The sequence below is a fragment of the Corynebacterium sp. S7 genome (assembly GCF_054401105.1).
Map to the genome: position 1 here is coordinate 2,227,021 of NZ_CM136760.1, position 23,393 is coordinate 2,250,413.

The window sequence follows — 23,393 nt, forward strand, 5'->3', positions numbered from 1 at the left end:
ACAGATAACCCCGTAGCATGGGCAAATCTGTCAGTTTAAATGTCTAGATCAGGAGTTGAGATTGAAGTGAGCCTTTTCCCGCTCCTCGCCGTCGAGCGCCCGACCTTGCCCCGGCCCACACTGAAAGAAATTGCCCGCGACCTCGGCCCGCAGGAGTTCGGTAATGGTCTGGTAGCGCTGATCTTTTCGGCCTCGGGTCCCATCGCTGTGATCCTTGCCGCCACGGCCGCAGGTCAACTCACCCCGCAGGAGACCTCGTCGTGGATCTTCGGTGCCTTCCTCGGCAACGGAATCCTCACGCTAGTGATGACGTACCTGTACCGCTCGCCGATGGCGTTTTTCTGGACAATCCCCGGCACCGTTCTTGTCGGCGACGCACTCACCCACCTCAGCCTCCAAGAAGTCGTCGGCGCCTATATGGCCACAGCCGTACTGGTTTTCCTGCTTGGTTGGACGGGCCTGATCGGCAAGATCATGGACCTGCTCCCGGCCACGATCGTCATGGCCATGGTTGCGGGAGTGTTCCTGCGCTTCGGCACGGACTTAATATATTCGCTTATCGACGATCCGCTCATCGCCGTCCCGATGGTCGTCGTCTTCGTAGTACTCACAATGTTCTCAACGGTGGGCAAGTACCTTCCGCCGGTGGCCACAGCAGCAGTGCTGGGAACTTTGGTGGCCATCTTTGCGGGTCGCCTGCAGGGCGGAATTCTAGATAACGGCGTGATTGCACGGCCCCAATTGGTCACGCCCGAGTTCTCTTGGGCGGCAATGGTCGAGCTTGTCATCCCACTGGCGGTCACTGTTGTTTTCGTGCAAAACGGTCAGGGCTTGGCGGTTCTGCGCGCGGCTGGCCACAAGCAAGGAGTGAACCTTTCTGCCGCCGCCTCCGGGTTATGGTCTATCCCAGTTGGCTTGCTCGGTTGCACCTCGACGTGTTTGACGGGCCCCACCAACGCACTAATTACTTCTGGAAAGGATAAGTCCCGGCACTATGCAGCCGCGATGGTCACTGCGGTGGGCGCGATCATCGTCGGAATCTTTTCGCCTGCTTTTGTTGGATTCATGCTTGCCATGCCCGCATCATTCATTGCGGCTTTGGCTGGAATTGCCATGTTGACCCCGCTCAAAAATGCCTTTGTGGCAGGTTTTAGTGGTTCCTGGTCAACGGGTGCGCTGGTATGCTTCTTAGTAACTATCACTGAGGTGACTTTCCTTGGTTTATCAGCACCTTTCTGGGGCCTAGTCGCTGGGGTGATCGTCGGTAAGTTGCTAGATCCTGCGCCCGATAAAACCAAGTAGGAAGGCACTGAGATGGGCACTACATTGAGCACGCCACGGATAATCGCAAGTGCGGTAGCCAGCCTGTGCGTCGCAACGGGGCTTGTCGCGTGTGCGCCACAGAGCCCCTCGAGCCCCTCGAGTGCCCCGCCGAGCGCATCGGCACCTGTCCCTACTATGCAGCCCATTGCCTCGACTCATGGTGCCCCAACTACTACCCTGCCGCCAGAAGCCAATTGTGAGTGGACACCAATTGAGCAAGTAGAGCCCGGCCAGCTAGGCGCACTGTACTGTGACGGGTCCTGGGCAAACCTTGGGTTGGCACAAACCGATGGGTTGTATTTTGTGCGCTACATCAACCAGCAATGGGAGGTCGTTCCACACGTCGGTACCACGTGGACTGGGTTCCCTTGCTATGACGTGGAGTACTGGAAAGAACAAGGTGCTCCACAAGCAATTACCGATCGCATGCTCGTGTGCGATGTAATTTCCTAATGCTTAAGCATCAAACGAGGCAAACGTGGCAGCCATGCGAGCTTCGTTCGCCTCTCTCCCGGTGAACAATTCGAAGGCATCTACCGCCTGGCCCACTGCCATCCGCGAACCATCCAAAGTCATGCAGCCAATCGCCTTTGCACGACGCAGCAACTCCGTTTCCACGGGCATGTACACCACGTCCGAGACCCACATATCCGGTGTGAGCAGCGAGGTATCAAAGGCTGGCTCTGGGTGGGCAGGCATGCCACACGGAGTTGTGTTCACCACACCGGTGGCGGTGGCGATGTCGTCGTAAAGCCCGACCCTGGCACCGACCTGCTCCGCGAGATGCCGTGCCTTCTCTTCGTCGGGATCCACGATGATTAAATCCTCGACACCCGCGTCGTGCAGCGCCCACGCAACCGCAGAGCCTGCACCCCCGGCACCGAGCTGGACCACGTGGCTCAGATCGGGGTCATCGAGGGAGCGCAGCGCGCGGGAATATCCGCTGAAATCCGTGTTGTAGCCATAAGACTTGCCCTCGCGGAAGACCACCGTGTTCACAGCGCCTAAGTTGCGGGCTTGCTCATCGATCTCGTCGAGGTAGCCCATAACTTCTTGTTTAAAGGGGTGCGTGACGTTGGTTCCGTCGAATCCCACTTGTTGCACGGCCTCGAAGAGTTCGGGGAACGGGGTAGTCACGTGCGCTGTATCGATTGGCTTATAAACGAGGCGTAGTCCCTGTGCCTGGCCTTCCTCTTCATGCATGCGCGGAGTGCGCGAGAGCTGAATATCGGAGCCGATCAGTCCAATTAGATAGCTCATGCGCGCACCGCGTCAATCTCTTTGAGGGTGAGGTTTTTGGTTTCGCGCGCCGTCATCGCGGCGATGGCAGAAACAATGCACACGATGATCACAGCCACGGCAACCGCCTGGTAGTTGTCGCCGTTTGCTCCCGCCACCCAGCTGGCCAACACCGGTGCGAAGCCTCCCGAGACTGCAAAACCGATCTGTGTGCCAAGCGCCAGGCCGGTCACGCGGACCTGCGATGGGAGCATCTCAGCGTAGAAGGCTGGCCAAGTCGCGTTCGCCATGGAGTAGAACGCACCCGACATGAGCACGCCACAGGTAAAGATCAGGGCCCAATTCCCGCTGGCAATGGCGTTGAGGTAGAAGAACATCATGATTCCCGAGCTCAGCGCACCGGTGATAAACACGATCTTTCGGCCAATTTTGTCGGCCAGGCGCCCTGATAGTGGGATCACGATCAGAGCCAGAGCATTGGCGGCCACGCTCACCAGCAGCATCGTGGAGCGATCTAGGCCCACGATGGAGGTAGCAAAGCTGAGCGACCACACGGTGAAAACCACATTGACTGTATTAATTAGAGCGGCGCACGCGATTCGCACGACGGCAGCCTTGTGGTGTGCAAGCACTTCGCGCAGTGGGTTCTCACTCTTCGACTCGTAGAAAGTCGGTGGCTCAGTCAGGTTCCTGCGAATCAGGTACGCCGCGGCCACAACCACAGCCGAGAGCAGAAACGGAATTCTCCAGCCCCAGCTAAAAAGCTGCTCCTCGGTGAGTAATAGCGTAAATGGCAGGAATATGGCGGTGGCCAACAGCGTGCCGAATTGGGTGCCGTGCAGAGTCCAGGAAGCCGTGTATGCGCGTTTGTCTTCGTCGGCATGTTCCAGCGAAGTAGAAATTGCCGACGATTGCTCGCCTGCAGCCGACAGGCCCTGGAATATGCGGCAGACCACCAACAAAATTGGTGCAAGAATTCCCACTTGCTCATAGGTGGGCAACAGGCCAACAGCAAAAGTGGCAGCGCCCATCATGAACAAGGTGAGCATGAGTACGAAGCTACGGCCGTATCTATCGCCAAGTGGCCCCATGATCAGCGCGCCAAGCGGGCGAACAACATAGGCAATTCCAACGGTGGCCATCGAACCCAAGATGGCCACCGCTGGAGAGGCGTCCTCCGGAAAGAACAGGTGGTTGAGCACCAGCGCCGCTGCGGTGCCGTAGACCGCGAAATCGTAATACTCGAGCGCTGATCCGATCCAGCTTGAAAGCGCCGCCCTTTTAGGAGTCTTGGTCTGTGGCGTCACAACATGTGTTCCCATAAAGAATCATTTTCGTCGGATTGGGGTGGGAGGGGAAATTGGGCCGGAGATCCCCTGCCCCGTTAGCCCCGCTTGCCCCGATATTAAGAATTCCTGAATTTAATTTAGATGTTTCTCAGCTAATAGGCTAAATTTCTCATTCGTACATAATTTTCGTACATAACTGAACAGTCCGTGACGCCGAGAGCCCTTGAGCCGAACGGAACCAGCTGCCCACTCTGAATCGGGTAGTTGTTCCCTCTTCGACGTAGCAAGGATGCAACTTTTGTCTACCCAGATAGATATTCGATCGCGTATCGACAACTCACGTATGACTGGCTACCAGTGGCTCATCATCGCCCTAGTCACCTACCTCAACGCCCTCGACGGCTATGATCTCGTCGCTACGGCGTACTCCGCAAACTCCATCACCGAGGAATTCGGGATCGGTTCCGCAGCACTTGGCTGGCTACTGTCGGCAGCTCTGATCGGTGTGGGCATCGGTGCCCTTTTCCTCGGCCCAGCCGCCGATAAATACGGTCGCCGCAAGATCATCATCCTGGCCACCGTGATCGACCTCGTTGGTCTCGCCATGACAGGACTTGCCACCTCCTTCGGTGGCCTGATGTTCTGGCGTGTTGTCACCGGCATCGGTGTGGGTGGCATCCTCGCGTGCATCACGGTTGTGGTCTCTGAGTTCTCTAACCGTAAGTACCGCGGCCTGGCCATGGCTATCTACGCCTCCGGTTATGGCATTGGTGCCGCAGTGTGTGGTGTGCTCGCTGGTCGCTTCATCCCGACCATCGGCTGGGAATGGATCTTCTTCACCGGCGCTATCTTGACAGCAATCGGCCTTCTCGGAGTCCTGGTGATCCTGCCAGAATCCACCGATTACCTCTCCAACCGCCGCGACATCGATGCAGTACGCAAGATCTCTGCACGCATCGGCCACGGCACCGATGTTGAGCTCAACCCAGTGGTCAAGCAGGACAAGGCACCGATTCGCCAGCTTGTGTCCAAAGAATTCTGGCCGGTCACGATCCGCCTCTGGATTGCATTCTGCTTCGTCAACTTCGGCTTCAACTTCGCTAACTCCTGGACCCCTCGCCTACTTTCCGAGTCCGGCATGACCGCCCAACAGGGCATCCTCGGCGGCATCATGTTGTCCTTCGGTGGCACGATTGGTTCGATTGTCTTCGGCATCATCACCACCAAGGTCTCGGCGCGCAAAGTTCTGATCGCCTTCTCCATCCTCGGCGCAATCGCGCTGGTAGCTTTCATCTACTCAGTCTCGATCCCAGGCGTCGCCTTCACGCTCGGAGTGCTCGTCGGCATGCTGCTCAATGGCTGCGTGACCGGCATGTACACCGTCACCCCGGCCGCCTACCCGTCGCATCTGCGCGCCACCGGCGTGGGCACAACCCTTGCGGTTGGTCGCATCGGTTCCGTCCTCGGCCCTGTCATCATCGGCTATCTCGCCGAGGCAGGTTGGAGCCCGCAGGCGCTCTACATCACCGCAGCAGCTGTGTTCGTGCTTGCCGCGGTCGCACTGATCGGCTTGAAGTCGCCGCAGACCGAGGTCCAGGCTTCCACCGAGGTGCAAGGCAAGGTCAGCGCTTAAAAGAGTTCGCTTATCGACGAGCTAACGCCACCACTTGTACCTCTAGCCAGGGAAAGAGGGGCAACCCCGCGAGAAATTCGTGGGGTTCTTCCATTTCTACGATTCCCGCCACAGCTGGCTTACCAACGACGCGGTGAAAAGAATCCAGGTAATCGTCGTCAAGCATCTTTCTTGTGCGTTCAAAAAGGTCAGCTCGGACCTCCGGGTCCATCTCTGGCGGGGTCCGAGCTTCGAGGGTGATGAGGTAGCGGTTCACCGCTCTTAGTTTAGTGCGCGCACTAGTCGCGGGCGAAGGCCTTCACCTTGTCCCAGTCAGGGTCGAGGCCAAGACCTGGGCCTTCTGGCAGGCGCACTACGCCGTCCTCGTAGACGAGATCCTCGGTGGTGTAGGACTCCTTGAGCAACATCGGACCGAAGAGCTCGGAGCCGAAGGTGATCGCTGGGGTCGAGCACGCGAAGTGCAGCGAAGCCGCGGTGCCGAAAGGACCCTCCAACGAGGTTGCACCGTGGCAGGCCAGGCCTGCTGCTTCTGCGATAGCGGCGGTCTTCTTGGACTCCTGCAGGCCACCGAGCTTGGTGGTCTTAATAGCAATCACGTCGGCTGCCTGCGCCTTGACCACGGCAAGCGCATCCGCGGGCGAACATACCGACTCATCGGCCATCACTGGTACGCCGATCCGCGTGGTGATCTCGCGCAGGGTGTCTAGGTCATCGGCAGGAGTTGGCTGCTCGAAGAGCTCGATGCCGGCATCCTTGAGCCGAGGCAGGTAGCGCAGCGCGGTGAGGCGATCCCAGCGGGCATTGACGTCGATGCGCAGGCCGACCTTGCCATCAAGTGCCTTGGACAGCTCGGCGATGCGCTTAGTGTCGCGGTCGGGGTCGCCGGAGCCCATCTTCAGCTTGAAGGACTTATGCCCGTGGGAGGCGATGCGCTCCTCGATCTCGGCCACGGCCTCGTCGAGAGGCAGCACCCCGAGTGCCCAGGTCACGTCAATCTCGTCGCGCAGGCGACCGCCAAGCAGGTCGCGCACCTGAATGCCGAGTGCGCGAGCCCACGCGTCGTGCATAGCCACGTCGACGGCAGCCTTCGCGAAACGCATGTTGGCAACGGAGCCCTCAAAGTCCTTGAGGATTCCAACGAGCTCATTGACCTCACGGCCAACCATGATCGGGGCCAGGTGGTGATCAATGATGACCTTCATGGTCTCGGCGGACTCGCCACCCCACCATGGTCCACCTGGAACAACGCCTTCGCCGTAGCCCTTAATGCCGCCCTCGAGGAGAACCTCGACGAGCAGGATGGGCTGCGAAGTTGCAGTGTAGGTGGCAAAACCGTGGGGACGGATCAACGGGACATCGAGCAGAGTCGTGTTGACCTGCGCGATTGTTAGATCGGACATTCTTACTCCTTTATTTGCAGCTTAAACCTAAAAACAGCTAAACCCCCGCACCCACAATAGCGGGGTGCGGGGGCTATTCATCAGACAAAATTAGCCGGGCTAATTAGTCTTCCTTCTAGTCTTCCTTGTCCAGCGCGAAGCTGTAGTTAACCAGGTTGTTGCCATCTTCGGTCTTCTGTGGGTCCAGGATCAGCTCTGGCTTCACAGCGGTTGCAACGTCGTTCTCAATCCAGTCGCCGCCCTGGAAGTAAAGCTGGGTGGTGATCTCACGGTAACCTGGGTGCTTGATGCGCAGGTGCAGGTGAGCTGGACGCCATGGGTGGCCACCGTAGGAAGCGATGAACCAGCCGGTTGGGCCGTCGGTTGGGATCTGGTACGGAGCAGGCTGCAGAGTCTTGATCTCGTACTCGCCGTTCTCGTTGGTGCGGATGGTGCCGCGCAGGTTCCACTCTGGGATACCAGGTGCGAACTGGGAGTAGTAGCCCTCTTCGTCTGCGTGCCACAGCTCAACGGTCGCGCCGCTGAGGCCGTTGCCATCAACATCGGTGACCTGACCCTTGAAGATCAATGGGGTTGCAGCCTTGTCCTGCTCGCGCATTGGCATTTCGGTGTTCCAAGGCAGCTCTGGAGCGTTCTCCACGTAGTAAGGGCCCTCGATGGAACCCTTGGTGCCGGTGTAGCCCTTGCGATCGTAGTTAATCTGCTCGATCTCGTGCTCGAGGAAGACATCGAGCCACAGTGGCCACTCGCCGTATTCGCCGACCTGGATGAGCCAGTTCTTCAGCACGCGGTACTCGTCGTAAGTGACCTGGTGCTTACGAGCAACCTCGCCGAGTGCCGCCAAGGTGTCGGTGTAGATTGCGTTAGCGCGCTCCGTGGAAGTGTCGGACTTTACAGACTCTGTCTTGAACTTGTCAGTTGCTGCGTTGCCGGAACCCTTTGCGGTTGGATCGCCCTCAGCGCCGGAGAGATTATCGAAGGACATGTAGATGCTCCTAATTGATTGGTGGATGGTGCTCGTCGCATTTGCCAGTGTACTGAGCAGTTCATGTTTAAGTGATCTGCCTGGTTGGCCCACCTAGAGTGTGTCCCAAGACACGGGGGACTCGCAAGGGGGTAGATGTCTCAAACGGTCGGATTTCACATCGTTGTCGCAGCGCAGACGGTATATGCGCAGCTAGCGAACACATCGTTCACCTAACGAACTTCAATCCCCTAGGCAACCCTAGGATATGCCCTAATAATCGGGGGCAGTTCCCTACCTGATACTACTTTTCGCCCGCAATTGCCCCAATGAGCTGCCTTTATGTCTCGTTAGAATTTGACCCCCTAATCACGCCTAGGACATTCCCCAATGTGATGCAGTTCATTCTTTGACAGCATTGTGGCATCCCACCCCATTGATTAATGGAGCTGCGCCCCGCAGAGCAGCAGGTTAAGCGCCGAATCAACACTTGGTGGAAGTCAAGAGATAAACCCCGTTTCAACCAGTCCAATCTTGAACTCTAGTTAGCAAAGGAACGCCCCATGACGTCACCGACCGCAGATGTTCGCGAAATCCTCTCCCGCGCCCTCCAGAACGAGCCAGAAGAAGGCCGCGTTCGCCTCAACCGCGAAGTCTTCACCGACGAAGAAATCTTCGAACTCGAGATGAAGTACATCTTCGAAGGCAACTGGATCTTCCTCGCACACGAGTCGCAGATTCCTAATGTTGGCGACTACTTCACCACCAACATCGGTCGTCAGCCGGTTGTGATCACTCGTTCCAAGAACGGTGAGCTCAACTGCATCGTCAACTCCTGCTCACACCGCGGCGCGATGTTGTGCCGCAAGAAGGTCGACAACCGCACCACCCTGACCTGCCCATTCCACGGCTGGACCTTCTCCAACGACGGCACCTTCCTGAAGGCCAAGGACGAGGCCAACGGCGGTTACCCAGACAACTTCAAGACTGAGGGCTCCCACGACCTGCGTCGCATCCCGAAGTTCGAGTCCTACCGTGGCTTCCTCTTCGGTTCGCTAAACGACGATGTCGTCCCTCTCGAGAACTTCCTCGGTGACACCCGCGTCTTCCTAGACATGCTCATCGACCAGTCCCCAGAGGGCCTCGAGGTTCTCAAGGGCACCTCGACCTACACCTTCGACGGCAACTGGAAGCTGCAGGCAGAAAACGGCGCCGACGGCTACCACGTTTCCTCGGTGCACTGGAACTACGCTGCTACCACCGGCCGTCGTACCACCGGCGAGTCCGAGAACGACACCAAGGCTATGGACGCTGGCAAGTGGGGCGAGCAGGGTGGCGGCTACTTCTCCTTCCCTCACGGCCACCTTGCACTGTGGAGCCAGTGGGCAAACCCTGAGGACCGCCCAATCTACGATCGCCTAGACGATCTCAAGGAACTGCACGGTAAGGAGCGCGGCGAATTCATGGTCGGCGCATCGCGCAATCTCTGCCTCTACCCGAATGTCTACATCATGGATCAGTTCTCCACTCAGATCCGTCGCCTCGAGCCGATCTCCGTAGACAAGACCGAGGTCTCCATCTACTGCATCGCTCCAAAGGGCGAGTCTGCCGAGAATCGCGCGAACCGCATCCGCCAGTACGAAGACTTCTTCAACGCAACCGGCATGGCAACTCCTGACGATCTGGAAGAGTTCCGTTCCTGCCAGAAGACCTACCTGGCATCGTCCTTCCCTTGGAACGACATGACTCGTGGCCTGAAGCACCAGGTCGAGGGAACCAACGAGATTGCAAAGGACCTGGGCATGAACGAGGTCCTCTCCTCCGGCGCTCGCACCGAGGACGAAGGTCTTTACCCAATCCAGCACACCTACTGGGAAGAGGTCATGGAAAAGGCCGTCGACCAGGAAGACGCTGACCGTGAGGCTCATACTTCGAAGCATGTGCGTGACGACGAAGAGTCCGCAGCCGCAACCGTCGCATTCGCTAAGGAGCGCGCAGCTGCTAAGGCAAACTCCTCCGCTTCCGGGGCAACTGGCGAAACCAGCTCCACCGGCCGTCGCGTTCGTCGCAAGCGCTCGCAGTAATTACCTCTCGTTCTCACCCTTACACCAACTTCCAAGGAGTTTCGCCAATGTCTGAAATCACTCGCGATCAGATCCAAGATTTTCTTTACTACGAAAACCGTCTCCTCGATGATCGCCAGTTCGAGGAGTGGCTGGAGTGCTACCGCCCAGATGCTTCCTACTGGATGCCAGCATGGGACGTCGATGAGCAGCTGACCACCGATCCGCAAAATGAAATCTCGCTGATCTACTACCCCACCCGCGCAGGCCTGGAGGATCGCGTCTTCCGTATCCGCACCGAGCGTTCTTCCGCAACTTCTATTCCGGAGCCACGCACCAGCCACAATGCCTCCAACATTGAAATCCTGGAGCAACGCGACGGCGAAGTAGACATCCGTTACAACTGGATTTCCTACTACTTCCGCTACAACACCACCGATCACTACTTCGGCACCACGTGGTTGACCATCGACTTCTCCGGTGAGAAGCCACAGATTGCAAGCAAGAAAATCGTGTTAAAGAACGACTACATCCACCACGTTGTAGATATCTACCAGCTCTAATTCACTCTGGTTTTTCTCGCAATTTAAGTTCAGTATGAGAACCCACGCGTTGGGTAGAACAGGAGGCCACACATGGCTGACCCACAAGTTGCTCTGACATTCGAAGACGGTGTGACTCGTTTCATCACCGTTGAAGAAGACCAGACCATCACAGATGCAGCGTACAAGGCGCGAATTAACATCCCTTTTGATTGCCGCGATGGTGCCTGCGGTACCTGCAAGGCATTCTGTGAGTCCGGCGAGTACGAAGAGGGCGAGTACATCGACGACGCCATGACCGAAGAGGAGGCAGAACAGGGCTACATCCTGGCTTGCCAGACCTACCCTCTCGAAGACATGGTCGTCCAGATTGCCACTACGTCTGCAGCGGCGAAGGCTGGCGCGGCGACGTTAATTGGCAACATCACCGAACTCGACCGCCTTTCGGAATCGACAGTGCGATTTGCCGTGCAGCTAGAAGAGCGCGACCAGCTCAACTACCTGCCGGGTCAGTACATGAACATTGCCCCACCAAACGCAGACTTCCACCGTTCTTACTCTTTCAGTTCTGGGCCTAGCGAGGACATTGTGACCTTCTTGGTGAAGTACACCAAGGACGGCAAGATGACTCGCTATCTCACTGAGGAAGCAAAAGTGGGCGACCGCCTGAACCTGACCGGCCCGATGGGCTCCTTCTTCCTGCGCGAGCCGCACGCACCAGTAACCCTGCTCGCCGGTGGCACGGGCCTGGCACCGATTCTGGCTATTTTGGAGAAGCTCGCCGAGAGCCCTGATCTTGACCAGCCTGTTCGCCTGATCTATGGCGCGACTTTCAACCACGACATCGTCGAGGTGGAGCGCCTGAATTCTTTCAAGGACAAGATCAAGGACTTCGATTGGTTCTCTGTGGTCTCCGCCCCGGATGAGGAACACGAGCGCAAGGGCTACGTCACCCAGTTCATGACCGACGAGCACCTGCATGACGGCAACGCAGACATCTACCTGTGTGGCCCACCACCAATGGTCGAGGCTGTACGTACCTTCCTCAACGATTTGGATAACCCACCAGCCAACTTCTACTACGAGAAGTTCACGCCAAATGCTGCTGCCGCTGCCGGTGAGAAGAAGCCAGAGCCAACGACCACCGTGCCCACAACCACCAACGTTGTTGAAGATGGCCTGTCGAAGACAGTCACCGCAGATAAAGCCGGCGGTATCGAAACCGGCCACATCCTCACGGCTAAGACCAACTCCGAGGCACAGTTCAACGCGCTCATGGCGCTCGAGCTCGGCGTGGTCACGCTCATGATAGACAAGCTTGACGACGAGGATTACGCCGAACTTCGCCAACTCGCCGATGAGTGCAAGAAGCACATCGCGGGCGACACGTTCCTCCATGCAACCGCCTACACCGAGGCGAACCACAACTTCCACAACTACCTCTTTGAGCGCTCAGGTAACCCTGCATTGCAACAGGCCTACCACGTGCTCGACGTCGTGGAAGTGATGCATGAGCAACTCGCTGATAAGGGCTTCGTTGCACCTGGAGTTGTCGAAGACCACTACGAATTCATTGATGCGCTTGAGGCACATGACTTTGAAGCGGTGCGCACCATCGTTGAGCGCCACCACCGCAGCGCAATCAAGACCGTTCACACTGCTATCGAGGAGGGCAATTAATGGCCAAAGGTGAGATGCCAACCGGCGCAGGGATCGAGGGATCGCCCGAGCTGGTCACCCCAAACCGATTCAAGGACCAGGTTGTCCTGATCACAGGTGCCGCCCAAGGCATTGGCCTGGCAGTGGCGAACCGGATCGCGCATGAGGGCGCTCAGCTTTTCCTTGTCGACCGGGCCGAACTTGTCGGCGAGGTCGCCGATGAGATTGCTCAGCGCTCCGGTGCCCAGATCGGCTGGGCAACGGCCGATCTTGAGACCTATGCCGGTGCCGAATCCATGGCTCAAGCTGCCCGGGATAAGTTCGGCCGGATTGATGTTGCGATCAACGTTGTTGGTGGCACCATCTGGGCCAAGCCTTTCGAACACTACGCCCCGGAAGAGATTGAAAAGGAAGTCAACCGTTCCCTATTTACCACCTTGTGGTCCGTACGCGCGGAACTTCCTCACCTGATCGACAACGGTGGCGGCACGATTGTTAACGTGTCCTCAGTTGCTACCCGCGGTGTGAATCGTGTGCCTTATGCAGCATCGAAGGGTGGCGTCAATGCTCTCACCGCGGCGTTGGCAGTGGAAGCAGCGGAGAAAAACATCCGCGTCGTTGCAACTGCGCCGGGCGGCACGCTGGCTCCTGAACGCAAGGTGAAGCGTGGCCCGGGACCCGAGGGTGAGCAGGCGAAGCAGTGGTACCAGGCCATTGTCGATCAGACCATCGACTCCAGCTTGTTCAAGCGCTACGGAACATTGGATGAACAAGCGGCACCGATCGTGTTCTTGGCTTCTCGCGAAGCTAGTTACATCACCGGTTCCGTGCTTCCAGTGGCCGGCGGTGACCAAGGATAATTACTTAGGGGTTAGTTAGGCATTTCCCTAACTAACCCCGAGTAAGGTTAACGAACATGGCATATAGCGCAGCAACCGACACTCAACGCGTCGTCGAGCAGATTGTCGGCTCCCCTGCTGGGACCGGAACAATTGTCATCCTCGCCGGACCTGGCCCATCTGATGTTGTGGACCGAGTGGTGCGAACCCTCCCCGGATTTGCCATCGCGCGAGCATCCGCAATGCAATGGCGCAGCTCCGATCAAGGATGGTTGAGTACTCAGCTGCAGCGCGACCTCGGCGACTTTAACGAACTCGATACCGCGAAAACCGCGCAGGCCATCGTAATTGAAAATGCCCAGTGGGCAGACGAGTCCTCACTGCACGAAATTATCGAGCTCGTCCAATCCACCAAGAAGGGTCGCTTGGTCTTGCTGTTGGCCACCACGTCGAGCAGCACTGTCGAGAGTTATCGCTACGTGGCAGACCTCACCATCACCTTGCCGCCCTTGGGCATCGACGATGTCGCAGCGCTGAGCCTGCGCCACCGAGGGGTGCACCTCAACCCCGACTTAAGCAACCGCGTCCTAGAAGTTACGGGCGGCGACCCCGGCCTCATTCGCGATCTCCTTGACGCTGTGCCTGAAGATCACTGGCGCCAGAACAATCCCTACCTGCCACTTCCCACCCATTGGCGCCATGCCTTCGAGGAACGCACCAAAGATTTACAAATCACAGCGGCACTCCAGGCAGTCAGCGCGTGCAGTGACCTCGATGCCCTCGAGGATCTTATCGACGACCCACTGCAGCTCACCAAGGCATTCGCGAACGGGATCGTGCACTCTGTTCCTGACGGCACTCGTCGCGTAGTGGTCTTTTCTCATCCCACCGACCTTGCGGTCATTCGCGCTTCTACCCCACCTGAGGAACTGCGCGCGATTCATCAGCGCGCCGCAGCATGGTTCCGCGCACAGGGCAACGAAACCGAGGCTCTGATGCATGATGCGCAGGGCCTAGAAGAAAGCTCGGATGAACTTGCCGAGGTAATGACGAAGAAGGCGCGCCAGCTCAGCATGGCTGGCAATTATCGTTTGTCGTTTACGATGCTCAGCTTGGCCTCCCAAGTGGCCAGCGACTCGTCGCTAAGCGAAAAGCTCACTCTGCGTGCCATCGAATCGCTGATCTCCGACTCCGATATCCCGCGTGCGCGGCAGTATGCGCTGCAAATGCGCGGGCATGGAAATAATGCGCATGTGGATTCGATTCGTGGCTACCTTGCGCTGCATGAGGGGCGCAGGTTTGATGCGAAATCGCTGATTGAGCGCGCTTGGGCGACATTGGAGGCGCACGATAGTAAGGACGCGGAGATGCGCACGCGCGTTGCGAGTCGGCAGGTGCTGCTCTCGCTGTGTGAGTGGCAGCCGGAGAAATTGGTGGGCTGGGCGGCCACGAGTAGTCAGTGGGCTGAACCACAATCCGCGGCGAACTTGGAAGCGCACTATATTTCCATTATTGGTAAGGCTGCGACAACTGGTGTGGCTCCCGACGATGCTACTGTGCCCTGGGAAACTGAGATTATGGCGCAGCGTCGCCACATGGCCACGGGCTGGGTCGCGCTAGTCCATGACGATCTCACCGCGGCGCGCCAGCACTTGCTGGTGCAAAGTTCTGGCGAGGGCTCGGAACGCATTGGTACCTGGATGGATGCGTGGCTTGCCCGCGCGTTTTACCTCTCGGGGGATCTGGATTCTGCAGAACGCGCCGTGGAACGCGGGTTGGCTAGGGTCGAGCGTTTTGGCATTACTTTCTTGGAGCCGCTTTTGTTGTGGACCGCGTCGGTGGCTGCCAGTATGCGCGGCGATCGCGAGCTGACCAGGATGTACACCAGTCGGCTGACGCTGAGCCACGATGCCTTCCCCATCCAGCAAATTCCTTCAGCAATGACGCGGATGCACGTCGCCTCCACCGACGCGGATCTGACCACGGCGCTGCGTTTCGGCCAGCACCTCGTGGACCTCGATAAAGAGGTAGACACCTCGCAACCCGGCTTTTGGCCGTGGCACGACGTGTGGGTAAACACGCTGGTGCAGGCGGGTCGGCTTGAGGATGCGGAGGCCCAGCTCGATCGCGACTTTGACCGCGTCAAAAACTCCAGCATCGATTCCGTCAAGGCTAAATTAAACACCTCGCACGGTCGCTTGCTGCTTGCGCGAGGCGAGGTGACCAAGGGAATGCAGCTTTTCGACGACGCCATGTCCATGATCGAGCCTCTGAATGCGCCGGTCTACACAGCCCGAATCCTGTTCGAGTACGGCCAGGCGCTGCGCCGCGTCGGTAAGCGAAAACTTGCCGACGACCGCTTCGCCCGCGCCGCCGAACTCTACGCCGCAATGGGCGCTGACTTCTTCGTCGAGCTCTGTAACCGCGAACGCCGCGCTGGTGGCCTGGGTTCCCGGGAGCCGTCGCCGAATGGGCTGACTCCTCAAGAGATGGAGATTGCCACACTTGTTGCTGACGGTGCCACGAACAAGGAGGCTGCGACTGAGCTCTACCTCTCGTCGAAAACTGTGGAGTATCACCTCACGCGGGTCTACCGAAAGCTGGGGATTCGTACGCGCTCGGAGCTTTCGCGCGCGCTGCGTAATCAATAGGTCGACTCAGCCCTAGTTGGCGGGGTGACCTAGGCTAGGAGATTATGAAAACTCGGACGAGCAACTTGCTGCGCAGCGACATCGTGGACAAGATCACCTCGTTGGTTTCCGCGCATAGCCACCGCCTCATCGTGCTGCCCACCACCGTGGGCATGGGTACGAAGGAGTTTCTGGCTTCGTTGGTGGGCTCGCTGCCTTCCGAGCGCACCTTCGAGTTGAGCGTTTTTCCTTGGGAGCGCGACAAGCCCGGCGCGCTGCTTGCACAGGTACCTGACACGGCCGCCCCGATCCTGGTGATTCATGAATTCGACCAGGCCGACGAGGACTCCTTTCACGCGCTGATCGCCGCAGCGAAAAGGGGCAGCACAACGATTATCGCCTCGGTGTCTTCGAACCGGGTGCACCACTTCGCCGATGAAGTAGTCACGCTGCCCCCTTTGACCATGCGTGAAACGGATCAATTCGTGCGTCTGATCACTGGGCATAAGCTGCCAGCTCTACTCGTTGAGGAGCTCTACCTTGCCAGCAGGGGTCGCCCCGAATTTATCGCTGAGATCTTAGACGAAGCGCCACGGGATTCCTGGTCGCGCCCTGATGCAACACTTGCTATCCCCGCCTCCTGGCACGATGATTTCGCAGTTCAGACCGCTTCGCTGGGCCCTGATACCCGCGAGGCACTCTATGCCCGCCCGCTTCAGGCCGAGGATCTGCGCGAAGCCATCGAGGCCGGGCTGATCGATCTGCGTCCCTCGGAACAGGGGCGCGCCCCCATATTTAGAGACCCACGCTTCGCCGCCATCACCGAGGCCGCCACGCCTACCTCCCCACGCGCGACAAACCCGGTGACCCGCGAGAAGCTCCTCTTGCAGAAGGCTTCTTCTCACTCCTGGCATTTGGATCTGGCCAGCACGGAGCTATTCCTGCAGGATTGCACCGGCATCGTCGATGTGGAACAACGCGATTCCTTGACCGGCTACATCGCCTTGTACGGCGGGCACCGCAATCAAGCCACGGCGTTTCTGCGCCAAACCACGAACTCGGCCGACCAGTCCGCCAACGGTTCTGTCTTTGATCTGTCCAACTGGGATTTCCACGCTGTATCCCAGCGCTCTGCGCACATCATGTCGATCACCGATCCCACCTCCGAGCACCACGAAGAAGCCAAGATCCACCACGCGTTCGCCCACCACGTGCTCACAGGAGAACAACCGCAGCGCAGCCCCGAATTCAACCATGCCATTTCCCGCGAACGGGCCAACCTCTTTGCCGGGTGGACCGCGCTTGCCGACGACGATCCCAACAGTGCACGCGTAAAGTTACGCCACGTGCCCGGCGGCGCCCTGTCCGTGGGAATGTGGCGCGACGCGATCCTTGCCCGCACGCTATACGTCACCGGCGAGTGGAAAGCTGCCAAAGAAGTCGTCGAGCGAGGCCTGTCCGCCTGCGAACTCAACGGCATCGCCCTACTCCAGCCGTTGCTCTTGTGGACAGGCGCCCAAATCGCCGCGATGGAAGGCAACGAAGCACTCGCCAATTCCTACATGAAGCGAATCAACGTCGGCAACGACTCCTTCCTAATCCAGCGACTGCCCGCCGCGATGGGCAAAATGATCGTCGCAGCCAGCGTCAGCGATCTCCCCATCGCGCTCGACGCCAGCGCCGAACTTGCGCGCACCGTCGATGGCGTCGACCTTTTCCACGCCGGCTATTGGCCCTGGGAAGACGTCTACGCCCAAACACTCATCCGCGCCGGACGCATCGACGAGGCCGACCAAATCATCACCGAAGCCAACGATCGATCCCGCTCGCTTCACCTCAATTCCGTCTTCGCCAAGAACGCCGTGCCGCGTGCCTCGATCATGATGCAGCGCGGACAGACCACAAAAGCATTTTCGCTTTTCGACGACGCCGTGGACTCCATCGAGCACTCCGACATGCCCGCTTACGCCGCACGCGTACTTTTCGAATATGGTTTGGTCCTGCGCCGCGGGGGCCGGCGCTCCTTTGCCGACGAGATCCTGCGTCGCGCCTCCGACCTCTTCCTGGATATGGGCGCGCATGCCATGGTGGAGCGCTGTAACCAAGAGCGACGCATCAGCGGTGTCGGCGGGCACGTCCAGAGCAAGCTGGGGCTCACGGCCAAGGAGGAACAGGTGGCCCACTTGGCCGTCGAGGGCACAACGAATCGGGAAATCGCCCGCCAGCTGACCATTGCACCCAAGACCGTGGAATATCACCTGACCCACGTGTACAAAAAGCTGGGTGTCAAGGGCCGCGAAGAGCTGGCAGCGGTACTGAAGTAGGTCGGCTTAGCCCCTTCGGGCCCCGAGAAACAGACCCAGAAGAAACTGGCCTAGCTCACCGACTGCGGTTCAGTTTCCTGCATCACCTGGGTGCGCTTCTTATACAGCGGCCTGGTAATGCTCATCAGGATCGCGCCCAACAGACCCACGGCCGCGTAGGCGAAAAAGCCCCACGGATAGGCCAGGTTGTAGCTGATCAAGAGGCCACCGAGTACCGGGCCACTGATCGCGCCGAGGCGGCCAATACCAGCTGCCAGTCCCATGGCAGTTGCGCGCAGGTTGGAAGGATGGTTTTCGCCGACGAAGGCGTAGACCAGGTTCTGCGAGGAGAACACGAAGATACCCGTAATAAATACAGTGATGTACAACGCGGTCATCGGCATCCGGATAGCCATCAGGGCGAGGAACACAGCCGACATCACGAACCAGAAGATAGAGGTCACGCGTGGCGAGATCCGGTCGGAAACAGCACCAGCGATGATCAGGCCCACGACAGCGCCAATGTTGAGCACCATGAGGAAGCCCAGCGAGTTGCCCATGTCGTAGTCGGCAGCGCGCATGATCTGTGGCAACCAGGTGTTCAAACCGTAGACCAGGAGCAAGCCCATGAACGAGGTCGCCCAAATCGCCAGCGAGTTGCGCAGGTAAGGCGGCTTAAGCAGGGCCTTTACTCCGGTCTCTTCGGAGTGCTCGGCAGCCTCGCGGTCCATCTCGTCGACAAGTTCTAGCCCGTACTTGTCTGCGATCTCTTGTGCTTCCTTGGTGCGGCCCACAGCGTTGAGGTACTGCGGGGACTCTGGCAGCAGGAAGTACATGACGGGTGCCAGGATCAGGCCTGGGATTGCACCGATGATGTACATCGCGTGCCAGCCCAGTGGCTCGATAACGAAGATACCCAGCAGTGCGGTCAGCACTGCGCCGACGTGGTAGCCGGTCATGACCGTGGTGGTCGAGGAGCCGGCCTTGTCGCGTCCGCGGAATTCCGTGACCATCGAGATCGCTGTGGGCAGGCAACCGCCCAGACCCACACCGGCGAGGAAACGTAGCAGAAGGAATAGCCAGAAGCTGTAGGTAAAGCCCATCGCAAGCGTCAGCAGTGAGAAGGTGGACACCGCAAAGATCATCACGTTGCGACGACCGAGCCTATCAGTTGCAGCACCGATCACCAGCGCGCCGATCATCATTCCAAACAGGCCAGCGGTAGAAATCTGGGTGCCCTGAGCTGCGGTGAGGTGCCAATTCGGGTCATCCATCATGGCCGGCAGCGTGGCGCCGAGGACGACCATGTCAAAGCCGTCGAGGAGAACAGCGACCCACAGCAAAACAACAACAATTGTAGGTGAACGCAAAGGTTCGCCCCTTTCAAAAAACTAGAACTGAATTAGATATCAAACTTCGGCAGGTCGAAGCCGACATACTGCTCCGCCTGGTACTTGCGACCTGCTTCTGAAGACAGCATGGAGCGCAGTTCGCCGCGGCGGCGCTGGGACTGGAAGTACTCTTCGTTTGGGGTTGCGTGCAGCATGGAGCTCATCCAGTAGGAGAAGTGCTGGGCCCGCCACACGCGTGGGATAGCCAGCTCGGAGTACTTTTCCAGCAGGTCGGTGTTGGACTTCTTCACCGCGCGAATCAAGGCAGGGGCAAGCACGGCCACGTCGGCAACAGCCAGGTTCAGGCCCTTTGCGCCAGTTGGTGGGACGGTGTGTGCTGCGTCGCCACAGATGAATAGGCGACCGCGCTGCATCGGTTCGGTCACTGCGGAACGGAAGCGCAGGACGGACTTGTCGAAGATCTCGCCTTCGGAGACCTGCAGATCGTCGGAGTCAACGCGCAGGTGGAGCTGCTCCCAGATCCTCTCGTCAGACCACATGTCCACGGAATCTTCTGGGTCGCACTGCAGGTAGTAGCGCTGCACGGTCTCGGAGCGGGTAGAAATCAGCGCGAAGCCAGCGTCGTGGGTAGCGTAGATCAGTTCCTTCTGGGTTTGCGGTGCGTTGACCAGAATGCCAAACCAGGCATATGGGTACTCGTGGCGGGCACGGTGTGCACCTGGCACCTCCAAGATTGGCTTGCGGTATGGGGATTTCGAGCCGTCGCCAGCAACCACATAGTCCGCGGTCAGGGTGTGCTGCACGCCTGCCTCGTCGGTGTAGGTGACGGTACACAGGTCCTCGTCATAGCCGGTGACATCGTCGACCGTGGTGTTGAACAGCAGTTCCCCACCGTCTTCAATCCGCTTGGCAATAAAATCCTTGAGGTACTCGTGCTGCGGGTAGACCGCCATGTGGTAGCCGGTCAGTTCGGTCAACGCGATGCGAGTGCGCTGGTTGTCCACTGAGATGTCGATGCCTTCGTCGATATCTGCTTCCGCGTCCATGCGCTCGCCCACGCCGGTTTCGCGCATCATCTGCATGGTGCCCTGCTCGAGCACGCCTGCACGCACGGTCTCTTCAACATCCTTGCGCGAGCGAGTCTCGAAAACAATGGACTCCACTCCCTGCAGGTGCAGCATGTGTGCCAGGGTCAGGCCAGCAGGTCCAGCGCCGATAATGGCTACGGGGACGTGTGATGGGGTTGTCATTCTAGTTCTCCTTTTAGTTACTGTTCAGTTCTTTTACGGCCGCATCCAGCAGCTTGAATCCGTGATTAGAGTTCGGCACGCCCGCATACACGGCGGTATGCAGCATGACTTCCCCGATCAGATCTGAGTCAACGCCTGCTCGCAAAGCGGCGCGGATATGCATATCCAGCTCGCCGTAGTTGCCCAATGCACACATAATCGCGATGGTGATCAAACGGCGCTGAGTGTGATCTAGTCCCTCGCGGTTCCAGACATCACCCCAGGCAGTGCGAGTAATAAAGTCCTGGAACTTCTCAGTTACTTCGCTCTTGTTCTCATTCGCGCGATCTACGTGCGCATCGCCGAGCACAGCGCGGCGGTTCTTCTCGCCTACTTCGGCAGCAGCTTTGCGGCCTTGTTCATAAAGTTCGTTCATTAATTGTCCTTCGCTAAAATTTCATCGACGATCGCCGTCGCGTTCGCAGTGTCCGGGGCATCGCCACAGCGAGCAGACATAGCTTGCTTATCGACGACCAGCCCATCCAGCGCAGCGCCAATCCGATTCAGGGCACTGGCTGTGCACGCCACGATTTCGCGCACGGTCTGCCACTCGGCGTGCCAGCTTCCGACTCCGCGCTGGGCCCGGGAATCTAGAGCGTCGAGAAGGGTGGCCGCCAGCGCCGGGGTGCGCCTGGCGTAGCCGTCTGCTGCTACCGAGGCCGCCGGGTTGGCCTTGTGCGGCATCGAGCTGGAACCGCCAGGTGCGGCTTCCCGCAGCTCAGCGACCTCGGTTGCCGAGTACATGACAATGTCACCCGCAATCTTGCGCACAGCTCCCGCCACCTGCGCCATGACCACGCCGACTTTGGCTATAGGCTGGCGATTCGTGTGCCACACCAACGGCCGCGCTGCAAGACCCAAATCGGCCGCGAGTTGGTCGTGGGTATCAATACCACCTGGCATCGCGCCGACAGGGCCCGCGTATTGCACGGGAAAGACCAAAGATTCCGCTTCGCGACGAGCCCCTCGCACCCCTTCCAGCCACCCCGCAGCGACGAGGCCAAACGTAGTAGGAAGTGCCTGCTGGCCAAGGGTCCTGGCCATCACCGGGGTTGTCCGGTGCTCCGCGGCTAACTCGGTCAGGAGGTGTTCCACGGCGCGGGTCTCGTCGATAAGCAATGCCACCGCACGGCTTAGACACAGCGAGAGCGCCGTATCGATCGCGTCTTGGCTGGTTGCCTGGTAGTGGATCGCCGTGGTGTCGCTGGCCAGTGCCTTGAGCGCCTTCGCGATGGGGATGGCGGGATTGGCACCGGCTGCGGAGGCATCCGAGATTTCCTCGACGTCCAGCGTCAGGAATTTCGTCGCCGCGCGTGCTTGTTCTGCCTGCTCAGTGGTGACTTTGCCGGTAGTTTCGGCAGCTGTAGCCAGTGCTGCTTCGAATTCGATGATGGCGGTGAGGAACGCCTCGTCGGAAAGCAATGCGTGGATGTCGGTGGCACCCGAGGCGCGATCCGAATAGGTGTTGCGGGATAGCACGAAACGCTCCCCTTTCGTTGCTAGATACGGAAGAACGGGGTTTCTTGCGAGAGGTCCTCGTGCTGCACGTAAATGTTGAGGTGGTAGCCGTTGTCGGTCTTGTCGGCGACAAGAAGCTGGCGACGAGGCTCGTCAACTGCCTGCAGAACTGGGTCGTTTGCATTCGCCTCGGCGTTTTCCGGGAAGTAGAGGCGTGTGTTGAGACGCTCGAGCATGCCGCGGGCGAAGACGCCAACGTTGAGGTGTGGAGCCTCGCCCTCGAAACCACCTGGGATCAAGGTGGTGAAGGTAACGGAGCCGGTCTCATCGACCATGCCACGACCGAGGCCGCGGAAGCCTTCGACGGTTTCGGTGTTGAAGGTGCCGTCTGGCCGGGCCTGCCACAGCTCGATCATCGCGTCGGCGATCGGATTGCCGTCGCCATCAAACACGGTGAAGCTAATTGGGGTGCCATTTTCTTCAACCATGACCTCGGAATTGTCCAAAGTCAGGCCAATGTGGACGTAGGGGCCTACGGTTTGCGAAGGGGTGATGCCGAACTCGACGTGGTCTTGATCGTGTGCGTCGTTGGCCGTATCAGGGTAACGAAAGCCCTCGTGCTGACCTGTTTCAATCATGATGGTTCTCCTGTACTAGTGCTTGTGGGTTTCGAAGTAGGTCTGGTTCTTGCCGCGCAGCACAATGTCGAACTTGTAGCCCAGGGAGTAGTTCGGCTCAGTCTTGTCGTAATCGAAAACGGCGATCATGCGCTCGCGTGCGCCCTGTGGGACCGAGTTGTAGATCGGATCCTGGAAGAACATTGGGTCGTTCGGGAAGTACATCTGGGTCACCAGGCGCTCAGAGAACTGACGGCCGTAGAGCGAGAAGTGGATGTGCGCTGGACGCCATGCATTGTTGTGATTGCCCCATGGGTACAAGCCTGGCTTGACGGTGTAGAACTCGTAGTAGCCGTCGGCATTGGTCATGGTGCGTGCAACACCGTTGAAGTAAGGGTCCAGCGGGGCTGGCCAGGAATCGTTCTTGTGGCGGTAGCGACCCGCTGCGTTAGCCTGCCACACCTCAACCAGAGTGTTGGCCACTGGCTTGTTGTCCCACCCGAGAACGCGACCATGAACGCGGATGCGCTGGCCGATGGCCTCGCCACCGTTGGCATGGGTCATGTCATTGTCCAAACCGCCCAAGTCGCGGTCGCCGAGAACAGGTCCTGATAGCTCGCCTAAGCGCTGCGGGGTCAGGATCAATTCGTTGGTCGGGTTGCGCTTGATAGTCGTGCGGTATTCCGGGAAGTGCAAAGGTGCGAAGACACCGTCAGTTGGTGCGGTGTATTGGTTGTTATCAGCACTCATGATGATCCAGTGCTCCTTACTGGGTAGTTGGTGATGTATGCCA

20 protein-coding genes are annotated in these 23,393 nt (G+C 58.7%); 9 read left to right on the forward strand and 11 right to left on the reverse strand.

Features of this window, described 5'->3' with window-relative positions; translation table 11 throughout:
* Window positions 1–66 precede the first annotated feature (66 nt).
* Entirely contained in the window at window positions 67–1,302 is a 1,236-nt protein-coding gene (locus tag ACXZ66_RS10595) for a benzoate/H(+) symporter BenE family transporter (protein ID WP_458748688.1), read from the forward strand.
* A 12-nt stretch (window positions 1,303–1,314) separates the two neighbouring features.
* Window positions 1,315–1,776 carry a hypothetical protein gene (locus ACXZ66_RS10600; RefSeq protein WP_458748689.1) on the forward strand — a complete coding sequence of 154 codons (462 nt, stop codon included), beginning with the start codon at window positions 1,315–1,317 and terminating at the stop codon, window positions 1,774–1,776.
* Window positions 1,777–1,779: 3 nt separating this feature from the next.
* On the opposite strand, the gene ACXZ66_RS10605 is transcribed toward ACXZ66_RS10600, so the two are convergent.
* Window positions 1,780–2,583 carry a shikimate dehydrogenase gene (locus ACXZ66_RS10605; RefSeq protein ID WP_458748690.1) on the reverse strand — a complete coding sequence of 268 codons (804 nt, stop codon included), beginning with the start codon at window positions 2,581–2,583 and terminating at the stop codon, window positions 1,780–1,782.
* The gene (locus ACXZ66_RS10610; protein WP_458748691.1) at window positions 2,580–3,884 is read right to left on the reverse strand and encodes an MFS transporter; all 1,305 of its coding nucleotides are present in this window, start codon (window positions 3,882–3,884) and stop codon (window positions 2,580–2,582) included. The genes ACXZ66_RS10605 and ACXZ66_RS10610 overlap by 4 nt, the downstream gene beginning before the upstream one ends.
* Before the next feature lie 265 nt (window positions 3,885–4,149).
* On the opposite strand from ACXZ66_RS10610, the gene ACXZ66_RS10615 reads away from it, so the two are divergent.
* The gene (locus ACXZ66_RS10615) at window positions 4,150–5,484 is read left to right on the forward strand and encodes an MFS transporter (RefSeq protein WP_458748693.1); all 1,335 of its coding nucleotides are present in this window, start codon (window positions 4,150–4,152) and stop codon (window positions 5,482–5,484) included.
* A 10-nt stretch (window positions 5,485–5,494) separates the two neighbouring features.
* On the opposite strand, the gene ACXZ66_RS10620 is transcribed toward ACXZ66_RS10615, so the two are convergent.
* From ACXZ66_RS10620 to catA, 3 genes are all read right to left on the reverse strand, one after another.
* A complete protein-coding gene (locus ACXZ66_RS10620; protein WP_458748694.1) occupies window positions 5,495–5,740 on the reverse strand; it encodes a muconolactone Delta-isomerase family protein in 246 nt (81 codons plus the stop codon).
* A gap of 22 nt (window positions 5,741–5,762) precedes the next feature.
* On the reverse strand, window positions 5,763–6,884 hold the full coding sequence (locus ACXZ66_RS10625; RefSeq protein WP_458748695.1) for a muconate/chloromuconate family cycloisomerase: 1,122 nt from the start codon (window positions 6,882–6,884) through the stop codon (window positions 5,763–5,765).
* A 115-nt stretch (window positions 6,885–6,999) separates the two neighbouring features.
* Window positions 7,000–7,869, reverse strand: coding sequence for a catechol 1,2-dioxygenase (gene catA, locus ACXZ66_RS10630; RefSeq protein WP_458748696.1), 870 nt, complete (start codon window positions 7,867–7,869; stop codon window positions 7,000–7,002).
* Window positions 7,870–8,411: 542 nt separating this feature from the next.
* Between catA and benA the strand changes: the two genes are divergently transcribed.
* From benA to ACXZ66_RS10660, 6 genes are all read left to right on the forward strand, one after another.
* The gene (gene benA, locus ACXZ66_RS10635) at window positions 8,412–9,932 is read left to right on the forward strand and encodes a benzoate 1,2-dioxygenase large subunit (protein WP_458748698.1); all 1,521 of its coding nucleotides are present in this window, start codon (window positions 8,412–8,414) and stop codon (window positions 9,930–9,932) included.
* A 47-nt stretch (window positions 9,933–9,979) separates the two neighbouring features.
* Window positions 9,980–10,474, forward strand: coding sequence for a benzoate 1,2-dioxygenase small subunit (benB, locus tag ACXZ66_RS10640; protein ID WP_458748700.1), 495 nt, complete (start codon window positions 9,980–9,982; stop codon window positions 10,472–10,474).
* 72 nt (window positions 10,475–10,546) lie between these two features.
* Entirely contained in the window at window positions 10,547–12,133 is a 1,587-nt protein-coding gene (gene benC / locus ACXZ66_RS10645) for a benzoate 1,2-dioxygenase electron transfer component BenC (protein WP_458748701.1), read from the forward strand.
* A complete protein-coding gene (locus ACXZ66_RS10650; protein WP_458748703.1) occupies window positions 12,133–12,972 on the forward strand; it encodes a 1,6-dihydroxycyclohexa-2,4-diene-1-carboxylate dehydrogenase in 840 nt (279 codons plus the stop codon). The genes benC and ACXZ66_RS10650 overlap by 1 nt, the downstream gene beginning before the upstream one ends.
* Before the next feature lie 56 nt (window positions 12,973–13,028).
* On the forward strand, window positions 13,029–15,602 hold the full coding sequence (locus ACXZ66_RS10655; protein ID WP_458748704.1) for a helix-turn-helix transcriptional regulator: 2,574 nt from the start codon (window positions 13,029–13,031) through the stop codon (window positions 15,600–15,602).
* Between the two features lie 44 nt (window positions 15,603–15,646).
* Complete coding sequence (locus ACXZ66_RS10660) at window positions 15,647–17,905, forward strand: helix-turn-helix transcriptional regulator (protein ID WP_458748705.1); 2,259 nt, start codon at window positions 15,647–15,649, stop codon at window positions 17,903–17,905.
* 50 nt (window positions 17,906–17,955) lie between these two features.
* Here ACXZ66_RS10660 and ACXZ66_RS10665 read toward each other — a convergent pair whose 3' ends face one another.
* Genes ACXZ66_RS10665 through pcaH form a run of 6 tightly spaced genes read right to left on the reverse strand, consistent with a single transcriptional unit; the run spans window position 17,956 to window position 23,350 of the window.
* Window positions 17,956–19,254 carry an MFS transporter gene (locus ACXZ66_RS10665; RefSeq protein WP_458748706.1) on the reverse strand — a complete coding sequence of 433 codons (1,299 nt, stop codon included), beginning with the start codon at window positions 19,252–19,254 and terminating at the stop codon, window positions 17,956–17,958.
* Window positions 19,255–19,286: 32 nt separating this feature from the next.
* A complete protein-coding gene (locus ACXZ66_RS10670; protein WP_458748708.1) occupies window positions 19,287–20,486 on the reverse strand; it encodes a 4-hydroxybenzoate 3-monooxygenase in 1,200 nt (399 codons plus the stop codon).
* Window positions 20,487–20,499: 13 nt separating this feature from the next.
* On the reverse strand, window positions 20,500–20,901 hold the full coding sequence (gene pcaC, locus ACXZ66_RS10675; protein ID WP_458748709.1) for a 4-carboxymuconolactone decarboxylase: 402 nt from the start codon (window positions 20,899–20,901) through the stop codon (window positions 20,500–20,502).
* Complete coding sequence (locus tag ACXZ66_RS10680; RefSeq protein ID WP_458748711.1) at window positions 20,901–22,004, reverse strand: lyase family protein; 1,104 nt, start codon at window positions 22,002–22,004, stop codon at window positions 20,901–20,903. Before ACXZ66_RS10680 ends, pcaC begins: the two co-directional genes overlap by 1 nt.
* 20 nt (window positions 22,005–22,024) lie before the next feature.
* Entirely contained in the window at window positions 22,025–22,621 is a 597-nt protein-coding gene (gene pcaG / locus ACXZ66_RS10685; RefSeq protein WP_458748713.1) for a protocatechuate 3,4-dioxygenase subunit alpha, read from the reverse strand.
* Window positions 22,622–22,636: 15 nt separating this feature from the next.
* Entirely contained in the window at window positions 22,637–23,350 is a 714-nt protein-coding gene (pcaH, locus tag ACXZ66_RS10690; protein ID WP_458748715.1) for a protocatechuate 3,4-dioxygenase subunit beta, read from the reverse strand.
* Between the last annotated feature and the right edge of the window lie 43 nt (window positions 23,351–23,393).